19 protein-coding genes are annotated in these 18513 nt (G+C 68.0%); 7 read left to right on the top strand and 12 right to left on the bottom strand.

Annotation, left to right across the window (positions count from 1 at the left end; genetic code table 11):
- Positions 1 to 321, bottom strand: coding sequence for a hypothetical protein (locus tag HWX55_RS15800; protein ID WP_069619340.1), 321 nt, complete (start codon positions 319 to 321; stop codon positions 1 to 3).
- 59 nt (positions 322 to 380) lie between these two features.
- Positions 381 to 1253, bottom strand: a complete 873-nt coding sequence (locus tag HWX55_RS15795) for a LysR family transcriptional regulator (RefSeq protein WP_175976446.1) — start codon at positions 1251 to 1253, stop codon at positions 381 to 383.
- A gap of 147 nt (positions 1254 to 1400) precedes the next feature.
- Between HWX55_RS15795 and HWX55_RS15790 the strand changes: the two genes are divergently transcribed.
- The gene (locus HWX55_RS15790) at positions 1401 to 2861 is read left to right on the top strand and encodes an MFS transporter (RefSeq protein ID WP_175976396.1); all 1461 of its coding nucleotides are present in this window, start codon (positions 1401 to 1403) and stop codon (positions 2859 to 2861) included.
- 104 nt (positions 2862 to 2965) lie between these two features.
- On the opposite strand, the gene HWX55_RS15785 is transcribed toward HWX55_RS15790, so the two are convergent.
- From HWX55_RS15785 to HWX55_RS15765, 5 genes are all read right to left on the bottom strand, one after another.
- Entirely contained in the window at positions 2966 to 3163 is a 198-nt protein-coding gene (locus tag HWX55_RS15785; protein WP_175976395.1) for an oxidoreductase-like domain-containing protein, read from the bottom strand.
- A gap of 129 nt (positions 3164 to 3292) precedes the next feature.
- Complete coding sequence (gene creD, locus HWX55_RS15780) at positions 3293 to 4681, bottom strand: cell envelope integrity protein CreD (RefSeq protein ID WP_175976394.1); 1389 nt, start codon at positions 4679 to 4681, stop codon at positions 3293 to 3295.
- A 105-nt stretch (positions 4682 to 4786) separates the two neighbouring features.
- The gene (creC, locus tag HWX55_RS15775; protein WP_175976393.1) at positions 4787 to 6247 is read right to left on the bottom strand and encodes a two-component system sensor histidine kinase CreC; all 1461 of its coding nucleotides are present in this window, start codon (positions 6245 to 6247) and stop codon (positions 4787 to 4789) included.
- A 15-nt stretch (positions 6248 to 6262) separates the two neighbouring features.
- Positions 6263 to 6976 (bottom strand): two-component system response regulator CreB, encoded by a 714-nt coding sequence (creB, locus tag HWX55_RS15770; RefSeq protein ID WP_175976392.1) that lies wholly within the window; start codon positions 6974 to 6976, stop codon positions 6263 to 6265.
- Between the two features lie 87 nt (positions 6977 to 7063).
- Complete coding sequence (locus HWX55_RS15765) at positions 7064 to 7777, bottom strand: SDR family NAD(P)-dependent oxidoreductase (RefSeq protein WP_175976391.1); 714 nt, start codon at positions 7775 to 7777, stop codon at positions 7064 to 7066.
- Between the two features lie 377 nt (positions 7778 to 8154).
- On the opposite strand from HWX55_RS15765, the gene HWX55_RS15760 reads away from it, so the two are divergent.
- Positions 8155 to 8832, top strand: coding sequence for a dihydrodipicolinate reductase C-terminal domain-containing protein (locus HWX55_RS15760; protein ID WP_175976390.1), 678 nt, complete (start codon positions 8155 to 8157; stop codon positions 8830 to 8832).
- 116 nt (positions 8833 to 8948) lie between these two features.
- Here HWX55_RS15760 and HWX55_RS15755 read toward each other — a convergent pair whose 3' ends face one another.
- Positions 8949 to 9758 carry an SDR family oxidoreductase gene (locus tag HWX55_RS15755; RefSeq protein ID WP_175976389.1) on the bottom strand — a complete coding sequence of 270 codons (810 nt, stop codon included), beginning with the start codon at positions 9756 to 9758 and terminating at the stop codon, positions 8949 to 8951.
- Positions 9755 to 10588, bottom strand: coding sequence for a molybdenum cofactor biosynthesis F family protein (locus tag HWX55_RS15750; protein WP_124638470.1), 834 nt, complete (start codon positions 10586 to 10588; stop codon positions 9755 to 9757). The genes HWX55_RS15755 and HWX55_RS15750 overlap by 4 nt, the downstream gene beginning before the upstream one ends.
- Positions 10589 to 10758: 170 nt before the next feature.
- Here HWX55_RS15750 and HWX55_RS15745 point away from each other — a divergent pair, with 170 nt between their 5' ends.
- The 3 genes from HWX55_RS15745 (at position 10759) to HWX55_RS15735 (ending at position 13415) form a co-directional block, all read left to right on the top strand.
- A complete protein-coding gene (locus HWX55_RS15745) occupies positions 10759 to 11553 on the top strand; it encodes an AraC family transcriptional regulator (RefSeq protein WP_175976388.1) in 795 nt (264 codons plus the stop codon).
- A 181-nt stretch (positions 11554 to 11734) separates the two neighbouring features.
- On the top strand, positions 11735 to 12667 hold the full coding sequence (locus HWX55_RS15740; RefSeq protein WP_175976387.1) for a DMT family transporter: 933 nt from the start codon (positions 11735 to 11737) through the stop codon (positions 12665 to 12667).
- A 199-nt stretch (positions 12668 to 12866) separates the two neighbouring features.
- Positions 12867 to 13415 carry a permease gene (locus HWX55_RS15735; RefSeq protein ID WP_175976386.1) on the top strand — a complete coding sequence of 183 codons (549 nt, stop codon included), beginning with the start codon at positions 12867 to 12869 and terminating at the stop codon, positions 13413 to 13415.
- 94 nt (positions 13416 to 13509) lie between these two features.
- Here HWX55_RS15735 and HWX55_RS15730 read toward each other — a convergent pair whose 3' ends face one another.
- Positions 13510 to 13644, bottom strand: a complete 135-nt coding sequence (locus HWX55_RS15730) for an entericidin A/B family lipoprotein (protein ID WP_050017418.1) — start codon at positions 13642 to 13644, stop codon at positions 13510 to 13512.
- A gap of 223 nt (positions 13645 to 13867) precedes the next feature.
- Here HWX55_RS15730 and HWX55_RS15725 point away from each other — a divergent pair, with 223 nt between their 5' ends.
- Complete coding sequence (locus tag HWX55_RS15725) at positions 13868 to 15163, top strand: aspartate carbamoyltransferase (protein ID WP_050017417.1); 1296 nt, start codon at positions 13868 to 13870, stop codon at positions 15161 to 15163.
- A gap of 130 nt (positions 15164 to 15293) precedes the next feature.
- Here the strand turns inward: HWX55_RS15725 and HWX55_RS15720 are convergent, their stop codons facing one another.
- Positions 15294 to 15713 carry a type II toxin-antitoxin system VapC family toxin gene (locus HWX55_RS15720; protein ID WP_175976385.1) on the bottom strand — a complete coding sequence of 140 codons (420 nt, stop codon included), beginning with the start codon at positions 15711 to 15713 and terminating at the stop codon, positions 15294 to 15296.
- Complete coding sequence (locus HWX55_RS15715; RefSeq protein ID WP_175976384.1) at positions 15710 to 15949, bottom strand: Arc family DNA-binding protein; 240 nt, start codon at positions 15947 to 15949, stop codon at positions 15710 to 15712. Before HWX55_RS15715 ends, HWX55_RS15720 begins: the two co-directional genes overlap by 4 nt.
- Before the next feature lie 319 nt (positions 15950 to 16268).
- Here HWX55_RS15715 and HWX55_RS15710 point away from each other — a divergent pair, with 319 nt between their 5' ends.
- Positions 16269 to 18512, top strand: coding sequence for a TonB-dependent siderophore receptor (locus tag HWX55_RS15710; protein WP_175976383.1), 2244 nt, complete (start codon positions 16269 to 16271; stop codon positions 18510 to 18512).
- The last annotated feature ends 1 nt before the right edge of the window (position 18513 follow it).

The raw sequence follows: 18513 nt of genomic DNA, 5'->3' as shown, positions 1-18513 counted from the left end.
CTATTCGTAGATTTTCCCGGCGAACAGGATGTCGGCGATCCGCCGCCAAGGATTGTCGGGCACGTCATAGAAGCGCAGCCCCTCTTCCGACGCCTCGGCCCAGTCGATCATCGCTTCGAGGTATTCGCCGATCGACCGGTTTTCCCAGCCGAGCGCCGCGTGGGCATACGGCGACAACGGCGCGTCGGCCTCGAGCTGCCGCTCCGTGTGCCAGTCATGGCCGAGCACGCGCAGGAAGTGGATCAGCGAACGTTCGTCGACCACGCGCTCCAGCGCGTCCTGCAGCTTCGCGGCCATTTCGCTCTTCAGTTCGTCGTTCATGCCTGTGCCCCCTGACGCGCCTCTCGATTACGCGCCGCCGCGTGTCGCGCGGCATGGTTTTACATCAGCAGTTGACGCGACAGCACCTCGCGCGCCTGGGTGACGGTCTCGCGCTCGCCCGGCAGCGGCGGCGTCAGCGAAAACACCGCGTCAGGCAGCGGCGGCAGCCGGTATTTGGTGCCGAGCCGCATCAGGCCGTCGCCGATCGCCGACGCGCACAGGCAGCCGACCCCGAGCCCCGCCGCGAGCATCGACTGCAACCCCGCGACACCCGACGCGCTGTGCACGAGCACGTACGGCGTGTGCTGCTCGTCGAGCGAACGCACCGCGACCTGATGCATCATGCAGTCGTCCGGCAGCAGCACCAGCGGCAGCGGCTCGGGCAACTGCTCGGCGAGCGCGGGCGACGCGACCCACGACAGCGGTTCGCGCCGCAGCACCCAGCGCGTGTCGGCCGACGCCGGCCGGAACGGCCCGCTCGACATGTTCATCACGACGCCGAGATCGATCTGCCCGCGCGCGTGCGCCGCTTCGATCTCCGCGCTCTTCATCGCGCTCACGTGCAGGCTCAACTGCGGGTAGCACTCGCGCAGCCGCGCCAGCATGCCCGCCACTTCATTCGTGCGGTAGTAGTCGGTGATCGCGACGCGCAACTCACCCTTGATCGCCTGCCCGCGCAACTCGTCGAACGCCGCCTCGTTCAGCGCGACGATGCGCCGCGCGTGCTGCAGCAGCCGCGAGCCGGCGGGCGTCGGCTCGACGCCGCGCTTGCTGCGCACGAACAGCGGCACGCCGGCGCGCGATTCGAGCTTGCGCACCTGCTCGCTGACCGTCGATTGCGACAGGTGCAGCCGCGGCGCGGCGGCCGTCAGGCTGCCGGCGTCCGCGACCGCCGCGAAAGTACGCAACTGGTCCAGATCGAAACCGCGCATCGTCATTCCTTATCCATCGATTAACCCGATGGATGCTACCACTCTTTCCCGCTTTTCCGAATCATGGGCGATGGCCAGAATAGGGAGTCAACGGCCTGCTTGCGTCGATCGCCTATCGGGCCCTCATTCTTTGGATCTGCTTTCATCATGACGAACAACACCCTCGCCCCCTGCGCGCCGGCCGGCGCGGCTGCCGCGGCGACGCCGCGCAGCCATCACGGCTGGGCGCTCGTGGTCCTGCTGGTCGGCGCCATTCTGCCGCCGCTCGACTACTTCATCGTGAATCTCGCGCTGCCCGCCATTCGCGACGGCATCGGCGCACGCCAGGCCGAGTTGCAGCTCGTCGTGTCGGCCTATGCGTGCGCGAATGCGGTCGTGCAGATCACCGGCGGGCGTCTCGGCGACCTGTACGGACGCAAGCGCATGTTCATGATCGGCATGGCCGGCTTCGTGCTCGCGTCGACGCTGTGCGGGCTCGCCGGCAACGGCACGGTGCTCGTCGGCGGCCGCGTGCTGCAGGGCCTGTTCGCCGCGATCCTCGCGCCGCAGGTGCTCGCGACGATCCGCAGCGTGTTCAGCCCGCAGGAACAGGTGCGCGTGATGGGCTTCTACGGGTTCGCGTTCGGCCTCGCGGCCGTGATCGGCCAGCTCGGCGGCGGCGCGCTGATCAGCCTGCATCCGTTCGGGCTCGGCTGGCGCGCGATCTTTCTCGTCAATCTGCCGATCGGCATCCTGGCGCTGATCGGCAGCTGGCGCTTCATCCCGGAAAACCGCGCGCCGCGCGGCCAGCGCATCGACGTGCCGGGCACGGTGCTGATGTCGCTGTTCCTGCTGATGATCGTGTACCCGCTCACGCACGGTCGGGAAGCCGGCTGGCCGCTGTGGATGATCGCGTGCGGCGTCGGCGCGCTGCCGATGCTCGGCGCGCTGCTGGCGGTCGAAGCGCGCCGGCTCGCGCGCGGCCACGATCCGCTGCTCGACGTGCGGCTGTTCCGCAACCCGGTCGTCGCGCTGGGGCTCCTGCTCGCGTTCCTGTTCTACACGCTGAGCGCGTTTTTCCTGAGCTACGGGATCTATCTGCAGGGCTGCCTGAACTGGTCGCCGCTCGCGTCCGGGTTCGCGATCCTGCCGCTCGGGCTCGGCTTCCTCGCGAGCCCGCTGCTGACGACGCGCCTCGTCGCCCGCTTCGGCGGGTATCGCGTGCTCACGCTCGGCTTCGCGATGCTCGCCGCCGGCGTCGCGATCGCCGCCGCGCTCGCCCGCGACGGCGCGCCGGGGCCCGGCTTCTATGCGGGCATCGCGGCGATCGGCATCGGGCAAGGGCTCGTGCTGCCGTCGGTCGTGCGGATCGTGCTCGCGGAAGTCGATGCGGCCCGCGCGGGAGTCGCGTCGGGAATGGTCAGCGCGATGCTGCAGATCGGCGCGGCGGTCGGCGCCGCGACGATCGGCGGCGTGTTCTTCGCGCGGCTCGGCGCGCATCCGGCCGCGCTCGACTACGTGCAGGGGTTCAGGGCATCGATGTTCACGCTGACGATCGTGTTGGTGGTCTGCATTGCATTGTCGATGGCGCTCGGGCCATTGCATCGGCGGTTGCATGCGGATGCGTGACAGACGACGCGTGACAGACGACGCGGGACGGAATGGGCCTCGGCAGTCCAACGCCGACAACAGACGCGGTGCATGCAGCGCATGGCCGCTCGTCGGCATCCGCTTTATTTGCGATGCTCGCGCTGCGCCTGCCGCGCCTCCCATTCGGCCAGTTCGACGCGATAGCGCGCGAGCGCTTCGTCGTACAGGTCGAAGACGCACGGCGAGCAACCGCTGTTGCAGCAGTCTTCCAGTTCGGGTTGTACGGGCGGAGTCGGACGGGGATCGTCGATGGACGGATCTCCGGAAGCTTGGTTCGGCACGGCGTGGTCCGGTAATGTGGAGCGGTCAGTATAGGGCGATCCGGGCCGCCGCCGCTTTCGGCAAGCCGGGCGGGTCGACGATGAACGCGTCCGTCACTGCGCGATCGCCGAGCCCGCCCGCTTGCTCGCCTACTTCGCCGGCGCGCCCGGCTTCACCGCCGCCGGCTTGTCGGCCAGCGGCTGCCACGCGGCACCGAGCGAATACCAGTCGACGCGGCGCGTGAGCGTCATGATGCCGGCGAGGATCGCGAACAGCAGCAGCGAACCGAGCATCAGCGCGTTGTCTTCCGACAGCAGCAGCCCGTAGAGCGCGGCATACAGCACCGCGAGCAGCGCCGTGAACACCGCACCGCGCTTCACGCTGTGCAGCACGAACGACAGGTAGAAGCCGAGCAGCCCGATGCATGCGCCGCTCGCCGCGAGATACGCATAGCCGAACGCAATATGCTCGGACAGGCTCAGCAGCAGCAGGAAGAACAGCGCGAGCGACAGGCCGACCAGCGTGTACTGGATCGGGTGAATGCGCAGCCGCTTCACGAGCTCGTACATGAAGAAGCTCGCGAACGTGAGCATCACGAACAACGCGCCGTATTTCGTCGCGCGTTCGGCCTGCAGATAGACGTTCACGGGCTCGATCACCGATACCGACGCCATCTCGATCTCGCCGTCGCCGGTGCCGGACGCCACTTGCTCGCGCGCCTTCGTGTTGAACGACGTCACGTGCCAGTTGCTGACGAAGCCGCGCGCATCGATCGTGCGGTCGGCCGGCAGGAATTCGCCGCCGAAGCTCGGATGCGGCCACGTCGATTTCAGCGAGAAGTCGTTCTGGTCGCCCACCGGCGCGAACGCGACCGATTCGGCGCCCGCGAGCGGCAGGCCGATGCTGAACGGCACGACCGTCGCGCCTGCGTTTGCGTCCGCCAGCGCCGCGAGATCGACGTTCGCATGCACGCCCTGGCGCAGGCTCTCGAGCCGCGTGCCCTGCTCCACGTCGATCCGCTGGCCGCCGATGCGCAGGTCGGGCTGCGCCTTCAACCCGCGAAGGTCGCCGATGCCGAGCGCGACATACGCGCCGTCGATCTTGAAGCTCACGTGGCCGTCGGCCTGCGGCAGCTTCTTCAGGTCCGGCAGCGGCAGCGTGCCCGTCATCCGGCTGTCGAGCCCGTACACGAGCGCCTTGTGGATGCCGCGATAGCGCACGCTGACCGACAGCGTGCCGTCGACGTTCAGCGTCTTCGGAAACACGAGCAGCCGTTTCGTCTCGCTTTTCAGGCTGGTTTTCGCCTTGCCGCCGGCGCGCACGTCGTCGCTCACGCGCGTGACTTCCGTGTAACGGACGACGAGCACCGGTCCCGTCACCATCTGCGGCCCCGCGTAGCTCGCCCAGATGCTCTGCAGCGCGTTCTGCCGATAGTCGGCGCGTTCCCGCACGATGCTCTGGACCATCTGCAGCGGGATCAGGATCGCCAGCGCGAGAAACGCGGTGATCATGGACTTGAACAACAGGACTCGATTCATTGCTGGCAGGTACCGGAGTGGAAGGTACGGTCAGCATGCGCGGCCCCGGTGAAGGGCGATTGAAGCCGGCGTGAAGCGAATGTGTGGCGAACGTGAAGCGCGCGGTCAGCCGGCCGACGGCAGCGTGAGCGTCGCGCACGCGCCGCCTTCCGCACGGTTCGCGAGCGCGACCTGGCCGTGGTGCAGCATCGCGACCTCGCGGACGAAACACAGCCCGAGGCCCGTGCTGCGATCCTGCCCATCGGGACGCGGCAGCGAATAGAAGCGTTCGAACACGCGCGACAGCGCATAGTCGGGCACGCCGGGGCCGTCGTCGGCGACGCGCACGACCGCGACGTGCGCCCTGCCCGCCGGCTGCCGCTCGAGCGCGATCCGGATCATGCTGCCTTGCGGCGCGAAATCCAGCGCGTTGTCGAGCAGGTTGCCGAGCGCCTGCCGCAGCAGGAACGGATCGCCGTCGACGACCGGCGCATCGGCCCCATCAGCCGCATCGTTCGCGTCGATCCGCAGGCTCACGCCGCGCTGCCGCGCGCGCGGTTCGATATCGTCGACGAGTTGTTCGAGCACCGGCCGCAGCGCGACCGGCTCGTGCACCGACAGCCGCTGCTTCTGCTCGACCTCGGCCAGCGCGAGCAGCTTGCGGATCATCTGTTCGAGACGGCCGGCCTGGCGGCGGATGTTCTCGGTGAAGCGGCGGCGGTTCGCGACCGGCATGTCTTCCTGCAACAGCTCGGCCGCGCCGCTGATCGCGGCCAGCGGGCTCTTCATCTCGTGCGTGAGCGTGTGGATGTAGGTTTCGACGTACTGCCGGTCTTCCAGCCGCTGATGCATGCTTTCGACCGCGCGTCCGAGTTCGGCCAGCTCGTTCGCGCCCTGCAGCGGCATCGACGCGCGCTCGCCGGCCGCGATCGCTCGCGCATAGCGCTGCAGGCGCCGCAACCCGAGCACCAGCCACCACGTGCACGCGGCGCCGATCAGGATCGCGCCGCCCATCAGCAACGCGCCGTACAGCATGATCTTGCGCTGGCTGCGCGCGATGAACGGCGCGACCGTCTGGTTCGGCTTCGCGATCGTCAGCACGCCGATGATCTCGTTGCCGCGCCGGATCGGCGCCGCCACGTGCATCACGGTGCTGCTGTCGTCGTTCGGATCGCTGCGCGTGCTGCGCGCGCCGTATTCGCCGCGCAGCGTCCGGTACACGTCGTTCCAGCGCGAATAGTCCTGCCCGACCGCGCTGCCGGACGAATCGTAGCGGACGATGCCGTGCGCGTCGGTGATGTAGAGACGGTAGCCGATAGCGTTCTTCTGGATGCCCCACACGTTCGCGCTGACCGGGCGCTCGTGCAGCTTCCCGAGCTGCCGCGCGAATGTGCCGTCGGCAATGCGCCCGTTCGCCATGTCGTCGGCCGCCAGCGTCGCCAGCACCTGCGCGGTATCGACGAGCGTGTCCTCCATCGCTTCGCGCACGCCGGGCTTCACCTCCTGCACGAACACGCGCAGCGTGATCAGCGCGGCCAGGCCGACGATCAGGAAAAAGCCGAAGAAGATGCGCAGGCCGATATGCATGGGCGGTGCCGGTCGTTACGGTTGCAGCGAATAACCCATCCCGCGATGCGTGCGGATCGGGTCGCGCTCGGGATCGATCGCGCGCAGCTTGGCGCGCAGCGTCTTGATGTGCGTGTCGACCGTGCGGTCGGCCGATTCGAGCGCCTCGTGCCACACGAGATCCATCAATTGCTCGCGCGAGTAGATGCGGCCCGGATGCCGGACCAGCAGCGCCAGGAGCCCGAATTCGTAGCGCGTGAGGTCCAGCGCGTGGCCGAGCCACGCCACGCGCGCGCCGTCGGCATCGAGCGTGAAGCCGGCGGCGACCGGTGCTGGCGCCTCCGCGGGCGACGATGCTGGCGCCGGCTCCGGTGTGGCCGCCCGGCGGAAGCGGCGCAGGATCACGCGCACCCGTGCGGCCAGCTCGCGCGGCGAAAACGGCTTGACGACGTAATCGTCGGCGCCGATCTCGAGCCCGACGATCCGGTCGATCTCGTCGTGCCGCGCGGTCAGGAAAATCACCGGAATATCGGTGAACGTGCGCAGCCGCCGGCATACCTCGAAGCCGCTGAGGTCCGGCAAGCCGACGTCGAGCACCACGAGATCCACACGCGTGTCGCGCAGGCGGTCGAGCGCCGCCAGCCCGAGCGTGCAGTGGACGGTCTGCATGCCGTCGGTGCCGAGGGCATAGACGATCGTGTCCGCGATCGCCTGTTCGTCTTCGACGATCAGGATGGTGGGCTGAGTCATGGTGTCGGGTTCGGTCTCGGGTCCGGGTCGCAATCCGGTGCGACATTGTACGCACGGCCGGCCCCGGCGAGCCTTGCCCCCGGCGCACTACGCGACGCGGCCGCTCACCGGAATCGACGCACCGGTGATCGCCTGCGCGTCGGCCGACAGCAGGAATCCGATCGTCGCCGCAAGCTGTTCGGGCCGGACCCAGCGCGAGAAGTCGCCGTCGGGCATGTCCTTGCGGTTCGGCGGCGTGTCGATGATGCTCGGCAGCAGCGCGTTCACGGTCACGCCGCGATCGAGCAGTTCCGCCGCCAACGCCTCGGTGAGCCGCGCGACGCCCGCCTTCGCGGCCGCATACGCGCCCATTCCCGCGCCGGCCTTGAACGCCGCGCCCGCGCCGATGTTGACGATGCGACCGGCCTGGCTCGCGACCAGGTACGGCAGCGCGGCCTTCGACGCGTTCAGCGCCGTCTTCACGTTCAGTTCGTACATGCGGTCCCACGTGGCGGCATCGCCGTCGGCGATCGTCTGCCACACGAATGCGCCCGCGATGTTCAGCAGCGCGTCGACCCGGCCGAATTCGCGGTTGACCGTGTCGAGCGCCTGCACGGCGGCCTGCGGATCGACGAGATCGATGCCGCCGACGCGCAGCGCATCGGCCGGCACGCCGGGTAGCGCCTGCGCTGCCGGAGCCGCGCCGCGGCCGATCAGCGCGACGCGTGCGCCGCGCTCGCCGAGCCACGCGGCCGTCGCGACGCCCAGATGACCGAAGCCGCCGGTAATCGCGACTGCCTTGCCTTTCAGGTCGTGTTCCATCGATGTGTTCTCCTGGATCGAGGGTGATGGGATGAAATGCCGACAGCGTAGCGCCGTTCACGCGTTCGTGCGCACGGGATGAGGATGCGGTCGCGCGGTTCGTCCGTCGGTGGACCGCGGCTGGCCGGGAGGGAGGGAACTCGGCGAAAGGTCGACGGGAAGCTGGCGGCGATTCGGCGGCGGCATCGCGAAACAGATCGCGGCCCATCCGTCGCGAGACGGTGCGATGCCTGCGCGAGTCGACGAGCACGCGGTCGGTCGGCCGGGCATAATGCGCGATGTCCGGCACCCATGGCGCGTGGCAAGGCGGCCGGGCTGGCCTGCTCCCGGCCCGCGCCATCGTCGCCTCGCATCCCGAACCTCAACCCGTCCATCCCATGCAAGTACTCGTCATCGGAACCGGCAAGCTCGCCAACGAGTTGCTCGGCTCGCACAAGCTCGACCCGTCCACCTGTCGCGTGATGCCGTGGTCGGACAGCACGCGAACCGATGCGCGCTCGATCGTCGTCCATGCCGGTTCCGGCCGCGAACTCGCCGCGGCGATCGCGTTCTGCCAGGCCACCGCGTCGCCGCTCGTCGAGTTGTCGACCGGCTCCGACCTCGAAACCGGGACGTACGGCTTTCCGGTCGTGCTGTGTCCGAACACGAACATCCTGATGCTCAAGTTCATGAGCATGCTGGAAACCAGCGGCCACCTGTTCCGCGACTGCGAGATCAGCGTGACCGAGTCGCATCAGGCCGGCAAGACGTCCGTCCCCGGTACGGCCGTCGGCATCGCCCGGTCGCTCGGCGTGCGGCCGGAAGCCATCCGCTCCGTGCGCGACCCGGCGGCGCAGCGCAGCGAATTCGGCATCCCGGACGATCAGCTCGGCCGCCATGCGGTTCACCGGATACGCATCGACGATGGCGCCTGCAGCCTCCAGTTCGAATCGCGCGTATCCGGCGATACGCCCTATGCGGATGGCGTATCGCGGATCGTCGAGGCCGTGCGGCAGCACGATCTCGAGCATCGTCGCTATTCGATCGTCGAATTCATCCGCAACGGCTGGCTGTAGTCGCGGCGGTCGCGTGCGGCGCGGCCCCATGGCGTGGGCCGGCCTATGCCCGCAAATGCCCGCCTATGCCCGCACGGCCCGCGGCCGCCGCCGCAGCCGCCCTCGCTGGCTCACCGCTACCCGTCTCCCAGCACCGCCCCGCTCTCCGGCAACGTCGCGCCGCCGTCGACGACGATCGTCTGCCCGGTGATGTACGCCGCGTCGGCCGACGCGAGAAACAGCATCGCGTTCGCGATATCCTCCGGCTCGCCCGTCCGTGCCAGCGGAATGTCGCGCGCGATCTGCGCCGCGACCGACGCGTCGCCGAGATTGCCGGCCGCCGGCGTGCGGATCATCCCCGGTTCGACGCCGTTGACCGTCACGTTGCGGCGCGCGAGCTCCAGCGCCGCCGCCCGAATGAAGCCGTTCACGCCGGCCTTCGACGCCGCGTAATGCGCGAGCCCCGGATACGCGACGCGCGGCCCCGTCACCGACGACGTGACGAGCAGCCGCCCGGCCCCCGCGCGCTCGAATGCCGGCAACGCGGCCTGCGCAAGCCAGAACAGCGCCGACAGGTTGACCGACAGCGTCCGCTCGAGCGTCGGCTCGTCGATCTGCGCGAATGGCGTCAACGGAAAATACGCGGCATTGTGGATGACGACATCGAGCCGGCCGCCGTCGCGCTCGACTGCCGCGACGAGCGCATCCAGTTCGGCCCGGCTCGCGGCATCGACCCGGTACGCGCGTGCGTCGCCGCCCGCGCCGGCCAGCGCGGCGGCCTGCGCGGCGGCCGCATCGCCGTTCAGGTCGGCGACCGCGACGAACGCATCGGATTCCGCGAAACGGCGCGCGATCGCCGCGCCGATCCCTTGCGCGGCGCCCGTGACGAGCACGACGCGGCCGCCGAAATCCGCACGCAAGCGGCCGCTGCCGAGCACGGCAGTCATCGCCGCGCCTCGTCGCCGAGCGGATGCACGGTTTCGTTCAGCACCTGCGCGTATGCGCCGATCTGGAAATTCGACAACGTGCCGAAATCGCTGCCCTGATAGCCGAAGATCTTGCCGTCGGTCTTGCGCTGCGCGAAGTCGATCAGCACGACGCCGAGCGTCGGCACCACCTTCTCACGCCACACGAACAAGTAAAGCGCGTCTGCAATCCTGAAGTAATGACAGCGGTCGACATCGGCCAGCCCGCCTTCGACGCCCTGCAGGCACTGCCACGCGTAGAAATTCTCGTTCAGGTAGATGTGCTCGTAGCATTCGGTCGGGCTGTAGCGGTACATCGTCCGCTTGCCGATCAGCTCGCGCGTGGGCGCATGCAGCGGCCCCGGCCGGGCGTGGCCGCCCAGCGTACCGTGTCGGAATTGCGCATCGACGGCCGTCAGCGGCAGCCCGTGCGCGACGCGCGTGAATGCATCGATGCGCGTGTCCGCTTCCGTCGGCAGCGTACCGACGACCGCCGTCCACACACCGGTGTCGAGATCGATCACGAGGCTCACCGACGTCGCCCGAGCGGTCGCATCGATGTAGTCGACGAAGTACAGCCCGTCGCGTAGCCGCGTCACGCGGCACGCCGCGCGGCCGTTCGTACCGGTCGCCGCATCGCGCCACTGCAGCGCGCCCGGCTCGAACGTATAGATACGCCACGCGCCCGATGCGTCGTCGAGCGTCAGCGTCCGCCCGACGAGTGCGTCGACGGGAGCGAGGACGTTCGCGTCCGGCGCGAAGCCGTCCGCGAGCGCACCCACCTGAATGAATACCGGATCCTGTCGTTCCACCTGCCCTCTCCCGCGCAGCTTCAGGCCCGGCGGGCCGTGTACGCTGCTCATGTGCACATGGTGCTGGCTGCGCGCGCCGTGCGGTATCCGCCAAACGGATGAAGGGCGCGCGGCGCCGGAACGCGCTAAAGTGCACGTGATCCGCGCCGCCACCGGCGCGAGGAGCGCACATGCACCGTGTCACCCACTACCGACGCACCGGCGAAGGCATCGAAGCGATCAGCCTCGAATCCGATCGCGCGTTTCCGCGCCACGCGCACGACGAATTCGGCGTCGGCGTGATCGTCAGCGGTGCGCACCGGTCGTGGAGCGGCCGCGGGCAGGTCGACGCGCTGGCGGGCGACACGATCATGGTCAACCCGGGCGAGATGCACGACGGTTCGCCGCTCGAGGCCGGCACCGGCCGGCGCTGGCGGATGCTGTACCTCGCGCCCGCGCTGGTCGCGGGCGTCGCGGCGGAAGAAGGCGTCGGCGGCATCGAGCTCGCGCATCCGGCCGTGCGCGACGCGCGCCTCGCGGCCGCCGTCGGCCGGCTGCATGCGCGCATCGTCGCAGGCGAAACCCAGCCGCTGGCCCGCGACGAAGCGCTCGTGATGCTCGTCGCCGGTTTGCTCGCCCGGCACGCAAACCGCACGCTGCCGGCGGCCGGCGTCGCACCGGCGGTCCGCGTCGCCCGCGAGCGGCTCGACGCGGCGCCGGCCGCACCCGTGTCGCTCGCCGAGCTGGCCGACCTGAGCGGCGTCAGCCGCTTCCAGTTGCTGCGCGGCTTCGCGCGCGAGCTCGGCATCACGCCGCATGCCTATCTGGTTCAGTCGCGCACGCGGCTCGCGCGCGCGTTGCTGGCCAGCGGTTTGCCGATCGCCGATGCCGCGGCTGAAGCCGGCTTCGCCGATCAGAGCCACCTGACGCGCGCGTTCGCGCGCCAGTTCGGGATCACGCCGGGGCGGTTCACGCAGGCGGGTTAAGTCGCGCCGTCGCGCGCGCAGCGCGAGGCCGTCGGGCGCACTGCATTCGCAGGCGGTTGCCGCTCAACGTGAGCCGCGCCCCATTGCGTCCGGACATGTCGACGGCGCACCGTATTCAACGCCTCCCTCTGCTGCAATTTCGTTCAAGACGCCCCGTGCCCGGTACGCGACGATGCGGCGCATGAAGACACGACTGATTGGTTATCTCTATCTCGCCGCCGCGATGGCGGGCGTCGGCAGCACCGTCATCGCGAGCCGTCTCGCGGCCGGCGGCCTGCCGCCATTCGCGGCCACCGCGCTGCGCTTCCTGATCGCGACTCCGCTGCTGTTCGCGCTGATGCGCGCGCAGCGCATGCGCTGGCCGCGCATTTGCGCACGCGATGCCGTGCTGCTCGTCATCCAGGCGGCGGCTGGCGGCGTCGGCTATACGGTGCTGCTGATCAGCGGGACGAAGCTGTCGTCGCCGCTCGATGCGGGTGTGATGCTCGGCACGCTGCCGGCCATGTCGACGTTGATCGCGGCCGTCGTGCTGCGCGAGCGGCAGACGCCGCGCGACTGGCTGGCCGCCGCGCTCGCCACCGCCGGTGTGCTGTTTGTCACGTTCGCGCCAGGCCATGCGATGCCGTCGCTGCAGACGCTTGCCGGCGATGCGCTGGTACTGGCGGCCGTCGCATGCGAAGCGGTTTTCATCCTGCTCAACCGGCGGCTTGCCGCGCCGTTGCCGCCGCTTGCGCTTTCCACCGCGATGTCGGGCCTCGGCTTCGTGCTCGCACTCGTGCCGGCCGCGTTCGAATGGCGCGCGGTGGCGAACGGCTGGACCGTCGGCGCCGTGTCGGCGATCGCTTACTACGCGCTGATTCCGACCGTGCTCGGCTACCTGTGCTGGTATGCGGGTTCGACGCGCACGAGCGGCACCGAGGCCGCCCTGTTCACCGCGATCGCGCCGGTTTCGGCCGTGCTGTTCGCGGTCGCGCTGTTCGGCGAAGCGCTGACCGGCACGCGTGTCGCCGGCATCGCGCTCGTCGTCGCCGGCATGCTCGTCGGCGCGACGCGACGGCGCGAGCCGCCCGTCGAATCACGCACGACGCTCGCTGCGCGGACCGCCACCGACTGACTCGCGCTCATCGCGTCCCGGCGGAAACGGCGGCGGCGCCCTGCCGTCGCATCGCCTGCCCCCCCGTCTTCGCCACGATGCAAGCGACGACTGTAGGAATGTGTCCGCGCACCGCAAAACCGTTGCGCACGGCTGCGCAAGATGCAATATTCGCGTGGCCGGCCCTTTTGACCACCCTCGAACAACAATCCGCCAAGCAATGAACAGGAAGGAAGCCAAAACAAGAATCGCGGTGCTGCTGTCCGCGGGAACGAGGAAGGCCGATGTGCTGGCCGAACTGTCCGGACAGGGGCTCAAGGATCGCGTGCTCGCGCACCTGATCGCGTCGCGCCCGGACCCCGAACGCTGCCGCAAGAACAAGGTGCACGTCCGGATCCTGATCGCGCTCGGCATCGCCCAACTGGTCATCAGCCTGATGCTTGCGTACTACTTCTTCGCATCCGGCGCCGGCGCCGTCCTCGTCGCCGTATTCCTTGCGTTGACCGTGCCGCTGTCGCTGCTGTTCATCTGGGGCTTTGCGACCCAACGTGTCGGCGCGTATCACGCGTTCATCCTGCTGTCGCTGCTGCAGATGCCGAAGACCGTCGCCGACCTCGGGCGCGATCCGGCGGCCGCGCTGCCGAGCCTCGCGATCACGGTCGTGCTGGTCGGTTACGTGTGGTTCGTCCGCAACCGGTTGTTCCCCGACTACGGCTGGTTCACGCCGCGCAAGGTCGAAGGCCGTTACGCGTTCGTGGAACACGCCTGACGCCGCCGGCATCGACCCGCGCACGAAAAAGGCGCCGGGCCGCCCCGCCATCGCGGGAAGGCCCGGCGCCTTCTGCATGCCTGAACCGGTCGGCTTACTTGGCCTTTTCAGCCGAATCGCTGATCGCCTGGCCGCCCTTCGAAATATCCTGGCCCACGCCGGCGACCGTATTGCAACCGGCGAGCGCGGCGGTCAGCACCAGCAGCATTGCAGCAATCGTACGCGTCATTCTCATTCTCCTTGGAATCAACAAGCCCGACCGGGCGAATCGTGTGAATCGTGTGTGGCGTGGCGCCCGGCACGCTGCCGGACACGGGGCCTGACCTGATTATACGGAGAGCCGCGCCGCGCGCCAGTACGGCCCGGCCGCGCGTGCGCACAGATTTTTCTTGACTTCATTGCGCCAAGAACTAATATACGCACCGCGTATATTTTCCGCCCAGGAGCCGCCGATGACCGTTCCCCAGCAAGCCTTCCTCCGCGACGCGATGCGCCGCCTCAACATGACCCGCGAGGCATTCGCGAATCGCATCGGCGTCAGCCGGCGCGCGCTGGATACCTGGCTGCTTCCGGACGATTCGCAGGAATCGCGCGGGATGCCCGAGATCGTCGAGCGCTTCGTGTCGGAAATCGTCGAACGCCCAGCGCCGGACGGCGAGAACTATACGCAAAGCGTAGATAAACAGGGGCTCGCGAAGCAGTTCCTGTTCGAAGGCAAGCCGCAATTGATCTCGGTCGAGCAGTTCTCGCGGGATTCGGTCGAGGCGCTGTTCCGCGTGGCCGACGTCATGCAGCCGATCGCGCGACGCCACAAGATTTCGCGCGTGCTCGAAGGCGCGGTGCTCGGCAACCTGTTCTTCGAGGCCAGCACGCGCACGCGCGTGTCGTTCGGCGCGGCCTTCTGCCGGCTCGGCGGCTCGGTGTGCGACACGACGGGCTTCACGTTCTCGTCGATGGCCAAGGGCGAATCGATCTACGACACGAGCCGCGTGATGGCCGGCTACGTCGACGCGCTCGTGATCCGTCATCCGGAAAAAGGCTCGGTGGCCGAATTCGCCCGCGCGACCAACCTGCCGGTGATCAACGGCGGCGACGGCCCCGGCGAGCACCCGAGCCAGGCGCTGCTCGACCTGTATACGATCCAGCGCGAATTCTCGCGGCTCGGCAAGATCGTCGACGGCGCGCACATCGCGCTGGTCGGCGACCTGAAATACGGCCGCACCGTGCACTCGCTCGTCAAGCTGCTCGCGCTGTACCGCGGGCTGAAGTTCACGCTCGTATCGCCGCCGACGCTCGAGATGCCGGCGTACATCGTCGACCAGATTTCGACGAACGGCCATGTGGTCGAGCAAACGAACGACCTCGCGGCCGGGCTGCGCGGTGCGGATGTCGTCTACGCGACGCGGATCCAGAAAGAGCGCTTCACCGACGAGTCGTTCGAAGGCTATACGCCGGATTTCCAGATCAACCAGGCGCTCGTCGATTCGGTATGCAAGCCCGACACGCTGATCATGCACCCGCTGCCGCGCGATAGCCGGCCCGGCGCGAACGACCTGTCGGTCGACCTGAACCGCGACCCGCGTCTCGCGATCTTCCGGCAGACCGACAACGGCATTCCGGTGCGAATGGCGATCTTCGCGGTGCTGCTGGGTGTCGAGAATCTCGTCCAGCACTCGATGCGCGACGCGACGTGGCGACCGCCGGCGTACCTCGGCCCGGAGGATGCGGTGTTTCACGGAATCGACTGACGCCGCACCGGAAGTGTCGCGCCCGCCCGCCATCGCCTCGGGGAGCGGGCAAGCTTGTTCGATTCGAAACGCGCCGTGTTGCACGGCGCGTTTTTCATTTCGGCACGGTGAAAGAACCGACGATCGCGGACTACTCACTCCATGGGTCGATGACGCGCAGGCCCAACGCCTGGAACGGCGCGACGTCTCGCGTGGCCACGATCAGGCCGTTCGCCTCGGCCGTGGCGGCGATAAAACAATCGAGATACGCGATCGCGTTACCTGCAACACGGGCCCGCGCCCGAAAGTTCGCATACGCTTTGCTCGCCGCATCGTCGAACGGCAGGATCCGGCCTCGAAACAGCGACAGCACGCGCTGCTCGATGCCCTGATGCAACCTGTCTCGCCGTCGCCCTTCCGGCAACGCCGCAATGCCGAATCGAATTTCGGCGAGACTGATCGCGGCGAGAAACAATGTCTCGACGTTCTGCGCATCGAGCCACTCGATCACCGCCGCGTTCGGCTCGCGCCGGAGCGGCTCGGTCATGATGTTCGTATCAACAAGAATCATTCGAAGCTCATCGGATGGGTTGGCGTGTTGTCGCGCTCGACGTCGAAATCGACGCCTCCGGCTCCCCGCCCGATTTCCGTCAGCAACGTACCGAGCTTCGGTCGTCCGTCTGGCAGAGCGGCCTGCTCGAGAATGTCACGCACCTCGGCTTCGGTACTGCGCCCATGCCGGGCTGCACGAACCCGAAGCGCGCGATGCACCTCATCAGGCAAGTTTCGAACGGTAATGACGGGCACGCTCCAATCCTTCAAAATGCTTTCAATGCACTCATCTTAGGATTTTGCAGTCACTCGGCGCCACGCGATGCAATCACTCTAGCCCCACCGCCACACCCTTCCCACTCGGCCAATTGGCCATCCTTCCGCGCCCCGCAAGCCTTCGCCCCCTCCGCAACATTCGTCAACAATTCCCTCGCAAACGCGAACAAGAACGCTTCTCATTTAAAGAAAAATTACATAGAATGCCGCCTGAAAACAAATCGTAATAATTCCCGGCGGCATGCACGTTTCCGCAACGCACCGCCCCGGGAGCCACACCGCGAGGTCGAAGCGCATCATGAAGTCCCGTCCCGACGAGCTGAAGCTCGGTAAATTCACCACCCTGTGCAGCGTGCTCGCCGCGAGCCCCGCGTTCGCCGACGGCACGCCGCCCGCGGCGCCCGTCAGCACCGAGGGCCACCTCGCACCGATCGAGATCCAAGGCAAGACCGAGCACAGCTTCAAGGCCGACTTTTCCGCTTCCGCGAAATTCACCGCGCCGCTCGTCGACACGCCGAAATCCGTCACCGTGATCCCGCAGGAACTGATCCAGAGCAGCGGCGCGGCGACGCTGACCGAAGCGCTGCGCACGGTGCCCGGCATCACGTTCGGCGCCGGCGAAGGCGGCAACCCGCTCGGCGACCGTCCGTTCATCCGCGGCTACGACACGCAGGGCAGCATGTTCGTCGACGGCATGCGCGACACGGGCGCCACCACGCGCGAGATCTTCAACACCGAGCGCGTCGAGATCACGAAAGGTTCCGACGGCGCGTACGGCGGCCGCGGCGGTGCCGGCGGCAGCATCAACCTGATCACGAAGGCCCCGCATCTCGGCACGACGGCCGCCGCGAGCGCGGGCCTGGGCACCGACCGCTATCGCCGCTTCACCGCCGACGGCAACTGGCAGTTCGCCGATCACGCCGCGTTCCGCCTGAACCTGATGAGTCACAACAACGACGTCGCCGGCCGCGACGCCGTCAACAACGAGCGCTGGGGCGTCGCGCCGTCCATCGCGTTCGGCCTCGGCACGCCCACGCGCGTGACCGCGAGCTACTACCACCTGTCGACCGACGACATGCCCGACGGCGGCATCCCGTACTTCTACACGACGTCGAACAAGCCCGCGAACGTCGGCACGATCTATCCGGCGCCCGTCGATCGCCACAACTTCTACGGCCTGATCGACCGCGACTTCCGCAAGACCACGTCGGACATCAGCACGATCAAGATCGAGCACGACATCACGCCGAACCTGACGGTGCGCAACACCACGCGCTACACGGAATCGACGCAGGACTACATCTGGACGCAGCCGGACGACAGCCAGGGCAACGTGGTGAACGGCAAGGTCTGGCGCCGCAACAACAACCGCGACAGCTCGATTAACAGCCTCGCGAACCTGACCGAACTGTTCGGCGAATTCCGCACGGGCCCGTTCAAGCACAGCTTCACGACCGGCATCGAGCTGTCCCGCGAATGGGGCAAGCGCGATTCGTACACGGTGGCAACCGACAAGGGCACGATCTGCCAGAAAGGCATCGGCGCGCCGTCGGGCTACAACTGCACGAGCCTGTGGTCGCCGAACCCGAACGATCCGTGGGCCGGTTCGATCACGCGCAACAACGACTATGCGCATGCGCGCACCACGACGAAGTCGATCTACGGCTTCGACACGATCGAGCTCACGCCGCGCTGGCAGGTGAACGCCGGCGTGCGCGTCGACGACTACTCGACCCGCTTCACCGACACCAAGGCGAACGGCAGCAAGACCTACACGCGCGACGACACGCTGTTCAACTGGCAAGCCGGCCTCGTGTTCAAGCCCGCACGGAACGGCAGCATCTACGCGTCTTACGCGACGTCGTCGACGCCGGCCGGCATGCTGCTCGGCGAAGGCAGCGAAACGCAGTCGCTGACGCCGGGCCGCGGCGGCGTCGGCCCGAACGCCGACCAGATGGCGCCCGAGAAGAACCGCAGCATCGAACTCGGCACGAAATGGAACGTGCTGAACGACCAGCTGTCGCTGACGGCCGCGCTGTTCCAGATTGATACGACGAACGCACGCGTGACGCTGCCGAACAACCAGTACGCGATGGTCGGCAACAAGCGCGTGCAGGGCCTCGAGCTCGGCCTCGCCGGCCAGATCACGAAGCAGTGGCAGGTGTTCGGCGGCTACACCTACATGAAGAGCGCGTTGCGCGACAACGGCAAGGACGCCGCGAACAACGGCCACCGCTTCCCGAACACGCCGAAGCACAGCCTCACGATGTGGTCGAACTACGACGTCACGCCGAAGTTCACGGTCGGCGGCGGCGCGTTCTACATGTCGGAAGTGTTCGGCGATCCCGCGAACCTGCGCGCCGTGCCGTCGTACTGGCGCTTCGACGCGATGGCGCAGTACCGGATCAACAAGAAGCTCGACCTGCAACTGAACGTGAACAACCTGTTCAACCGCACGTACTTCGATCAGGCGTATCCGGCGCACTATGCGTCGATCGCGCCGGGCCGCTCGGCGTTCGTCACGCTGAACGCGCGCTACTGAT

The organism is Burkholderia sp. BCC1047 (assembly GCF_902833155.1).
GTDB lineage: Bacteria > Pseudomonadota > Gammaproteobacteria > Burkholderiales > Burkholderiaceae > Burkholderia > Burkholderia sola.
This window is presented reverse-complemented; position numbering and strand designations above follow the sequence as displayed.